Origin of the sequence: Calothrix rhizosoleniae SC01, from assembly GCF_900185595.1 — a bacterium.
Taxonomy (GTDB): domain Bacteria; phylum Cyanobacteriota; class Cyanobacteriia; order Cyanobacteriales; family Nostocaceae; genus Calothrix_A; species Calothrix_A rhizosoleniae.
The window spans coordinates 1-8,808 of record NZ_FYBH01000069.1 but is presented as its reverse complement, the minus strand read 5'-3'; the positions used below and the strand labels follow the sequence as shown (position 1 = coordinate 8,808).

The 8,808-nt window shown below is 39.8% G+C and carries 8 protein-coding genes and 1 pseudogene; 5 read left to right on the top strand and 4 right to left on the bottom strand.

The annotated features are described in order from the left end of the window. The coding region (locus tag CALSC_RS04155) for an HAD-IA family hydrolase (protein ID WP_143288144.1) at nucleotides 1–220 on the top strand (220 nt) is incomplete at its 5' end. 99 nt (nucleotides 221–319) lie between these two features. Here CALSC_RS04155 and CALSC_RS04150 read toward each other — a convergent pair. Both CALSC_RS04150 and CALSC_RS04145 read right to left on the bottom strand, forming a co-directional pair. Further along, complete coding sequence (locus CALSC_RS04150; protein WP_088240151.1) at nucleotides 320–748, bottom strand: VOC family protein; 429 nt, start codon at nucleotides 746–748, stop codon at nucleotides 320–322. Nucleotides 749–1,058: 310 nt separating this feature from the next. After that, nucleotides 1,059–2,120 carry a glycerate kinase gene (locus tag CALSC_RS04145; protein WP_200817559.1) on the bottom strand — a complete coding sequence of 354 codons (1,062 nt, stop codon included), beginning with the start codon at nucleotides 2,118–2,120 and terminating at the stop codon, nucleotides 1,059–1,061. 143 nt (nucleotides 2,121–2,263) lie between these two features. Here CALSC_RS04145 and CALSC_RS04140 point away from each other — a divergent pair, with 143 nt between their 5' ends. Continuing rightward, a complete protein-coding gene (locus CALSC_RS04140) occupies nucleotides 2,264–2,461 on the top strand; it encodes a hypothetical protein (protein ID WP_159460559.1) in 198 nt (65 codons plus the stop codon). On the opposite strand, the gene CALSC_RS04135 is transcribed toward CALSC_RS04140, so the two are convergent. Then, the gene (locus CALSC_RS04135) at nucleotides 2,458–2,790 is read right to left on the bottom strand and encodes a DUF565 domain-containing protein (RefSeq protein WP_088240149.1); all 333 of its coding nucleotides are present in this window, start codon (nucleotides 2,788–2,790) and stop codon (nucleotides 2,458–2,460) included. The genes CALSC_RS04140 and CALSC_RS04135 overlap by 4 nt on opposite strands. A gap of 176 nt (nucleotides 2,791–2,966) precedes the next feature. Further along, the gene (locus tag CALSC_RS04130) at nucleotides 2,967–3,998 is read right to left on the bottom strand and encodes a cyanophycinase (protein WP_088240148.1); all 1,032 of its coding nucleotides are present in this window, start codon (nucleotides 3,996–3,998) and stop codon (nucleotides 2,967–2,969) included. Nucleotides 3,999–4,720: 722 nt separating this feature from the next. On the opposite strand from CALSC_RS04130, the gene CALSC_RS27255 reads away from it, so the two are divergent. The 3 genes and pseudogenes from CALSC_RS27255 to CALSC_RS28135 all read left to right on the top strand — a co-directional run. Next, nucleotides 4,721–6,805 (top strand): AAA-like domain-containing protein, encoded by a 2,085-nt coding sequence (locus CALSC_RS27255; RefSeq protein ID WP_088240147.1) that lies wholly within the window; start codon nucleotides 4,721–4,723, stop codon nucleotides 6,803–6,805. A gap of 114 nt (nucleotides 6,806–6,919) precedes the next feature. Beyond that, nucleotides 6,920–8,124, top strand: a pseudogene (locus tag CALSC_RS04120) (AAA-like domain-containing protein); the annotation flags it as partial. 249 nt (nucleotides 8,125–8,373) lie between these two features. Further along, the coding region (locus tag CALSC_RS28135; protein WP_407641880.1) for a WD40 repeat domain-containing protein at nucleotides 8,374–8,808 on the top strand (435 nt) is incomplete at its 3' end.

Here is an 8,808-nt window from a genome sequence, read left to right as displayed (position 1 = left end):
AGAAGATTTAGAGCTCAAACATTTTTTTAGTTCCATTACCATTTCTACCCAAGTGGGTATAGCTAAACCCGATCCGAAAATTTTTGCGATCGCTCTAGAAAAACATAACTGTTCTCCAACAGCAGCATGGCATATTGGAGATAGCATCAAAGAAGATTATCAAGCAGCAAATACAGCAGGATTAAGGGGAATTTGGATTAACCGTCACCATGAAGAATAGGGAGGGATGAGGGAATGATGTGATGAGCGACATCCCAATCACATAAATCAGTGGAATCAGTATAATCTGTGAGCTACTTTTGACTTCCCCTTTTTGTCTCTAACATAATTGCTTCCGAGCATTTTCAACAATAAAACTAATTTCTTGACCATAAGACAACTCTAAAGTGTGACCATCAGGATCGCGGATAAATACCCAGTAACCAACGGGAGTACCCCAATCATGGGGACCATCTAACAACACACCTTCCAATTTAGCTTGCTCACAAAAGCGATCGATATCCTCACGAGTGTTACAAGCTACTCCAAGATGACAAGCTGGTAAAAGAGTATTCTTTACTTGATTTACTTGCATTAGTACAATTACAAAAGATCGAGTCAAATCACCTATCCAAGCCACATCTGAATTGTTTTTTGGATCTTGGCGACGATGGACTACAGTCATTCCTGCGTACTTACCATAGAATGCGATGCTTTTTTCCATGTCACTGACTGTTAATGCAACATGGGTGAAACCAACATCAGACATAATAATTTTCCTTGCAAGAGTAAAAAATATCTTTCAAATACTTTCAGCTTATCCCTGTTTTTGATAAAGTCATATTTTTTTCGTAGTAATTGGCTTTATTTATACAAATCTTAAACAACAATATATATCACTACACAATTAGAGTGCGGACATGGTTGAAGCACCAAACTGATGAACAGTAAACTTATTACTCCTTCGGAGTTTGCCATTTGCTTTATGCCGGAAAACCCCTACGGGTTGCGCCAGTCGCTTTATGCCGGGGAACCCGTCCACCGCAATGGCTCACTTATTACTTATTATTTATTACTTATTACTTATTACTTGCACATAGCCCTGGTTGATAAATTTTATTCCAGAGATGATCACAGTTAATTTCAATTACTAAATCAACTATTGTTGGTGTTTCTAATAATGGTGGAATAAATAATTCTGGATGGAGAGTTCGCCAAAAAAAATTGACAAAATTTTCAATTTGAGTGTCTGACATACCTGGTTTACCTGTTGCAATCATTTGATGTTCAGCTTGTTTGCGCCAGGTTAAAGAAAGACGATAATCTTGGGGATGGAGCATTATCAAACTATCTAATTGGTTCCATAGAGGTAGATAGTCATGAAGTTTAAGATTCATGTCACGGGCAAATTTTTTATCCTCTGTTGTCATAATTGGTGGAGGTGGATGATCAAATACAACTTGATTGATTGGTTCTACCCCTACAAACCAACCTTCAAATAAGACAATATCAATATTATGGACTATTTTCGAGGTAGTGCGATCGCCTGCACCTTGATGGAGAGATTTATCAAAACGAGGGACTACAATTGGACTATTTCCCTGGTGAATTTGTTGTAAGACATGCAAACCCAAATCTACATCATGGGTTCCTGGAGGACCCCGCCAAATTAACCGAGGATCTTGTTGTTGTAAGATTAAGCGATCGCTATAGGTTTTGTATAAGTCATCTAAGGATAAACTCAAGCAGGTATATCCCAATTGAGACAGAATTATTTTCATAACCCCACACATTGTGGTTTTTCCCGTTCCCTGTCCTCCCAATATTCCTTGGATAAAAGGATGTCCTAATTGCTGGCGTTGGGATGCAATTTTAATTCCTAAAGGTAGCCAATAATCCCACAATATCCCTAACATTTTTGCGGGTCGTATTTGCAAATTGGTTTGGCAAAATTGGCTAAAAGCAGGGTAAATAGATTTAAACAAATGAAAGCGATTTTCTATTACTTCCTCTACATTTTCTGGAGTAATTGCAAAAGCTTTTGTTCTCAATTTATCTGTTAAAGTTGCATCTATGGCTTGTTGCTGCCATGTTGGGTTCAATTCCGTAATGGTAAATATATCCTGTAGCCAAGCATTCATACTAATGGTTTTAATTTGTCAGTATTATAGCTATAGCCAGCCAAGTTAGGACGTTTTTTCAGTTGATAGTTGATAGTGCTTTAATCAAACAATGCTGTCCTAACCAATATGTCCATTGCTATATCACCCATAAAATTATCATAATGTTGATGATTAATTATCAACGAGAAGGACAAATTACTTATTACTCCTTCGGAGCTCGCCATTTGCTTTATGCCGGGGAACCCCTCCGGGTTGCGCCAGTTGCTTTATGCCGGGAAACCCGTCCACCGCAATGGCTTACCGTCCACCGCAATGGCTCATTTATTACTTATTACTTATTACTTATTACTTATAGTTAGGAACCCAATTTCAAGGCTTCGACGTACAGACTATATATTAGACCAACTTTAAAATAATTGAGGGATTCTACCCAAAGAATACGTTGTTGCTGAGGGCTACGACTATAAATTATTTTACTCCCTACTTCCGTCATTACCACTAAAATAGCAGCGATCCAAATGTCAATTCTTGCCTGTTGTCCGGTAGTAGTGGCGACTGCTGTCCCCATAAAAAAACCAAACAAAAAGCTGACAATACATAAGGATATACGTCGCCAAGGGTTGAGAAACCATTGTCCTATATTTTGGGCGATCGCATCAAATAGGTTGTTAAGACGAGTATTTTGCATTAACTTTGGCAGAAAATAGAAGGACAAACCTTAGTAAAACTATACCAATCCTATTTGAGTTGTAAATTACTTATTACTCCTTCGGAGTTCGCCATTTGCTTTATGCCGGGGAACCCGTCCACCGCAATGGCTTACCGTCCACCGCAATGGCTCACTTATTACTTGCGCTTAGCGCTCTAATATCCTACTAATCTTCGATTAAAGCCAGAATAACCACCAGTGGTATACCAATATTCCCACATTCCTCCAGAAGCAGTTGACCAATTATTTAGGTCAAAATATCCACTTCCTTCTGGGGTTCCAGAAATTCTATAAACTTCAACAGCTCTTCCTTGACAATCCCAAATTAAAGGATAATCCTGTTCAATTTGTTCTGGTGGGACTCCAGTGGTTTGTAAAAAATAGGCATCTTGTCCCTCTTTTGTTCCATTACCAAACACCTCAGCAATTCCATTCTCATCAATAGCAACAAATGCCCCTTCTTCTAAACCTATTCCATATACTGGTACTTGATTGTAATTTTTATCGAAAATTCTAGCCATTAATCCGAAGATTCTACCATATCTTGCTTCTGGATGATTCCGATTAATTCTATCTAAATGAGTATCGGTAATCACATTTTTGAGGATGGGAACTTGAATGAAATCACTATGATAGATATCCTTTGTATTATGGTGAAATGGGTTGTCTAATATTTCTGAACTGATTACCCCTTGATGAGCAGGTGCATAATAATACTCTCCTAAAATAGCCATCCCAGCACTAGTACCAGCAATGGGAATTCTTTTTTGATTAATTAGGTAGTTAATAGCATCTTCTACATCAGATCCTTCCCAATAATCTTCATAATCATTTTGATCACCACCTGCTATAAATAAACCATCAGCATCACGGATATAATCAATCACATCCGGATCATTGGCTGCGTCTCGGCTATCAATGGAAATTTCTGCGGATGAACCAACAAAATCTCGGTAATAATCACAAATCCAATCAGCTTGAGAACCGATACCACCAGAACGCAGAACTAAATAATTTCCCCCATCTATTCGTTCTAGAAACCATCGAGTGGCTGAATCTTCCCCTGATTTAGACCCTTCTGCACCACCAATTAACAAAACACCAGGAGTTGGACGGGAAGAATTATAATTTATCCTTCCACATTCACGAAGGTAGTCAAATTTATCCCGGTTGTAAGCTCGTGACATAATAATAAATATTGCTTTATTTTTCTCAGGACTTACATCAGACAACCCCGGTTAATGAAAAGCTCACATGGCGGTAGTTTTCACGCCAAAATTAGATCAAGCTATACAGTAATCCTATTTGATTTGTGAAAATGAAATACCCCAGTCATCCAACTTTTACCAAAAGTCGTTAGCTTATATTCACAAATGATTTAGGACTACTATAGTTCCTATCTTACTTATGGACAGATAATCAATTATTTTTAACAAAATTATTGCATCGTTCTATCTTAACCTACTAAGTTTTTCAAGTATTATAACTTTATCTTTACATAAACTTTATTTTTGCCCGAGATTAACCAGGATATTACTGTATAGTCTTTATAATTTTTACATAAACGCCGTGTGCGACTTTCCCAAAACTCTTATGTCACAATCATTCCAGAGATGAGTAATTTAGAGCAAGACAAAACACTCCACCAGAGATTCATTGCTATGACTAGATTTTATACTTTTGCGAAATATTAAGTTGCACATCGCGTTACATAAACTTCATGTGATAATTGAATCTAATCAAAGTATCTACTTAATTAAGCAAAGCATTTAATTTATTAGCTTAACAAAATTAAGGTATAGGTTCAGTAGACAACCGTAATTTAACTACCCACTGTTGTATTTACAACTATCGTATTTATAGCTATCAATAAATACTTATAACTATTAAAAATAATAATCAATTTAGCATGACTCAGTATTCTGTAATAGGAAAAACACTGCGCGATCGCTATCACGTTACTCAACTACTCGGTAGTGGAGGATTTGGTGATACCTACCTTGCTAAAGATTTGGATTTACCCAGAAGTCCTCAATGTGTCGTTAAACACCTGCAACCGAAGAACACCAACCCCAGGATTTTGGAGATTGCTGAGAATAAGTTTAATCGGGAAGCAGAAACTTTATATCGGTTGGGTAATGCCAATGAACAAATCCCCAGGTTATTTGCCCACTTTGAAGAGAATGGGCAATTTTATTTAGTTCAGGAATTTATTGATGGGTATGATTTGAGTCAGGAAATTCATTCAGGTTATCCCAAAACAGAGAAACAGGTATTGCAACTGTTAAAGGAAATCCTGGAGGTATTGGCGTTTGTACATCAACAAAATGTGATCCACCGAGATATTAAGCCACAGAATCTCAGACGCAGAATAGATGGCAAGATTGTTCTGATTGACTTTGGCATAGTTAAGGAAATTGCTAGTTTAGGAACCGCTCCCCAAGGGCAAATGTCCCAGACAGTTGCCATTGGAACTCCCGGTTATATGCCTGGAGAACAACAAGTTGGTCGTCCTCAGTTTAGCAGCGATGTCTATGCGGTGGGAATTATTGGTTTTCAGGCTTTGACTGGGTTGTATGTAGATCCGCGCACCCTACCGCGAGATCCTAATAATGGTGAGTTGTGTTGTGCTTTGTTCCGGGAATGTGACCATATTAGCCCAGCTTTTGCAGAAATATTAGATACAATGGTGCGCTATGACTATCGTCAGCGTTATGAGAATGCTGCGGTTGCCCTGAAAGCCTTAGATAATCTGTTGAGATTGGAACAGGCAGAGACGGTAATTGCAACGCCAAATCCAAGTTTGAATGGGAAAGGACAGCAACATACAAGTTTGACAAGCAGTACTTCTATTCAGACAGAAAAACCTTCTCTGTTTAAGCAAATTGCTAGATTTTTCCGAAATTTGTTGAGTGAAAGTGAAGCGGAAACTTCTTTACCAACAACCATTATTCCTAACCATGCGGCTAAGTCTAGTAAATTTGAGCAACCGGAAGGGCAAGTAAGCCTGGATTCTGATTTTTACATTGCCCGTCCGCCAATTGAGGATGACTGTTATGGAACGATTTTACAATCGGGGGCATTAATTCGCATTAAAGCACCGCGACAAATGGGAAAAACTTCTCTGTTATCCCGGACTTTGGATTATGCCAGAAAGCAAGGTTGTCAAACTGCATATTTGAATTTGCAATCTGCTGATGCAGAGTTTCTCGACAGTTTGGATAAGTTCTTGCAGTGGTTCTGCGGTAGCATTGCCCAAGAGTTAAATTTACCGGATAAATTGGCGGAATATTGGCAGGGTGTGCTGGGTAGTAAGAATAAGTGTACCAACTATTTTCAAAGATACCTGCTATCAGAGATTAAAAGCCCGGTGGTTTTGGGTTTGGATGAGGTGGATCAAATTTTTCAACACCCGGAAGTAGCAGCAGAATTTTTTGCCTTGTTACGGGCTTGGCATGAGAAGTCCAAGAATCAGGGAACTTGGCAAAAATTGCGATTAGCGATTGTCCATTCTAAGGAGGTTTATATCCCTTTGAATATCAATCAGTCACCGTTTAATGTGGGTTTGCCTATTGAGTTATCAGAGTTCAACCAGTCACAAATAGAGGATTTGGTACAAAAACACCAGTTGAGTTGGGGTGATGACGAAGTTAAGCAACTGATAGCAATGGTGGGGGGACATCCTTACTTGGTGCGGAGGGCATTGTATGAAATTGCCCGTGGCAGGATGAGTTTGTCGCGTTTGTTACAGATTGCACCGACGGAAGAAGGAATGTTTAACGACCATTTGCGCCGTCATTTGTCTAATTTACGGGAGGATGACAAGTTAGTGGCGGCGATGAGGCAAGTAATTACTGATAATCAGCCAGTAAGGTTAGATACGGGTTCTGCGTTTAAGCTACGCAGTATGGGTTTGGTGAAGTTTCAGGGTAACGATGTCATGCCTTTGTGTGATTTATATGGCTTGTATTTCCGAGAACGTTTGAGGGGGTAGGGTGGGCAATGCCCACCTTACTAGATATCGGTTGTGTGCTCAATAAAATAATCCGAAAAACCGCGAAGAAAATTAGTAGTTAAACTTCAGATCAAAATCCATCTAAAATATCCCATGAGTCAAGCCAATCTGCCATCATACCAATACCAAGTAGGAGGTAGTTTACCCACTAATGCTCCTACCTATGTGAAAAGGAAGGCTGATGATGAGTTATATCAAGCTTTGCGAAATGGTGAATTCTGTTATGTGTTGAATTCGCGGCAAATGGGTAAGTCCAGTCTGCGGGTGCAAACGATGGAACGCTTGCAGGCTGATAATTACGCTTGTGTGGGGATTGATATTACTAATATTGGTACAGCAGATATTACATCAGAACAATGGTACGCGGGGATTATTGATAGTATTATTAATAGCTTAGAGATTTACGATGATTTTGATTTGAATGATTGGTGGATGCAGAAAGGATTGCTTTCTCCGGCAAATAAGTTAAGTAAGTTTTTTGAGTCTGTTTTATTACAATCAATTTCAAAAAATATTGTCATTTTTATCGATGAAATTGACAGTGTTTTAAGCCTTAATTTTTCCGTTGATGATTTTTTCGCTTTGATTCGGGAATGTTATAACAGCCGTGCTTCTAAGCCGGAATATCAACGGTTGACTTTTGCTCTGTTGGGGGTGGCGACTCCTGGTGACTTAATTCAAGATAAACGCCGCACATCCTTTAATATTGGTAGGGCGATTGAATTGACTGGTTTTCAGTTAGAGGAAGCGGAACCACTGGCGCAGGGTTTGGCGGAGAAAACTAATCAGCCGATGGCGGTGATGGATGGGATATTGCATTGGACTGGGGGACAACCTTTTCTTACCCAAAAGCTCTGTAAGTTAATTGTGGGTGATGGGGTGATTCCGGAGGAGGGGATTAGGGAATGGGTGGGGGAGTTGGTACAGTCTCTGGTAATTGAGAATTGGGAAGCACAGGACGAACCGCAGCATTTAAGGACGATTCGGGACAGGATTTTACGGGGTGGGGGACAACTAACGGGGAGGTTGTTAGGATTGTATCAACAAATTTTGGTTTCCCCTAATTCTACATTGGAGATCCCCCCTAATCCCCCCTTACAAAGGGGGGGACAAGAACAAGAGGTAGTACCCTTAACAAAATCAAGGGAACAGGAGGGGAATATTGGCAATAGCCGCCCTTATCAAGGGGGTTGGGGGGATTATCAGTATCTGCGACACCGGAACAGGTATATTTACGGTTGTCGGGGTTGGTGGTGGAACACCAAGGAAGTCTTAGGGTTTATAACCGTATTTATCAATCGATTTTTAATTTAGATTGGGTTAATCAAGAGTTAAAGAATCTGCGTCCGGATTTTTATGCTAGGGCTTTTGATGCTTGGTTTCAGTCTAATTGTGAGGATAGTTCCCACTTGTTACAAGGGAAAAATCTTAGTAAGGCTTTGGCATGGGCGGAAGGGAAGAGTTTAAGTAATCAAGATTATCAGTTTATTACCGCTAGTCAAAAATGGGAATTTGCCCAAGCGCAAAGGAAAACCCGGCGACAAACTATGATTGGGATAACGATTTTGTTGGTGTCCTTAGTAGGAGCGGTGATTGCAGTGATATTTGCAGGCATAGCCAATCAGCAACTACAGGAAGCACGGGAGGGAACGGAGTTAGAAAGATTAGGGAATGTAGTCTTACGTCAGTTTGAGGATGAAAAAACACCAGAAACAGTAGTTACAGCCATGGAGGCGGGACAAAGGTTAAAAGCACTGGTAAAGGGTGGAAAACCTTTAGAAAAATATCCTACCACCAGTCCAGTATGGGCTTTAAATTCTGTTCTTAATCTCCCTAAACGCAAAACCCTCCAAGGTCATCAGGACAGGATCAGACACGCCAGCTTTAGCCCCGATGGTCAGCACATTGTCACCGCCTCATCTGACGGTACAGCCCGGGTGTGGCACATCAATGGTAAATTGCTGCAAACCCTCCAAGGTCAT

Bases quoted from the DNA above. Each gene is read 5' to 3' on its own strand.
- CALSC_RS04135 (WP_088240149.1), bottom strand. From the start codon at position 2,790: ATGCAAAATACTCGTCTTAACAACCTATTTGATGCGATCGCCCAAAAT.
- CALSC_RS04150 (WP_088240151.1), bottom strand. From the start codon at position 748: ATGTCTGATGTTGGTTTCACCCATGTTGCATTAACAGTCAGTGACATG.
- CALSC_RS04130 (WP_088240148.1), bottom strand. From the start codon at position 3,998: ATGTCACGAGCTTACAACCGGGATAAATTTGACTACCTTCGTGAATGT.
- CALSC_RS04140 (WP_159460559.1), top strand. From the start codon at position 2,264: ATGTTGATGATTAATTATCAACGAGAAGGACAAATTACTTATTACTCC.
- CALSC_RS27255 (WP_088240147.1), top strand. From the start codon at position 4,721: ATGACTCAGTATTCTGTAATAGGAAAAACACTGCGCGATCGCTATCAC.
- CALSC_RS04145 (WP_200817559.1), bottom strand. From the start codon at position 2,120: ATGAATGCTTGGCTACAGGATATATTTACCATTACGGAATTGAACCCA.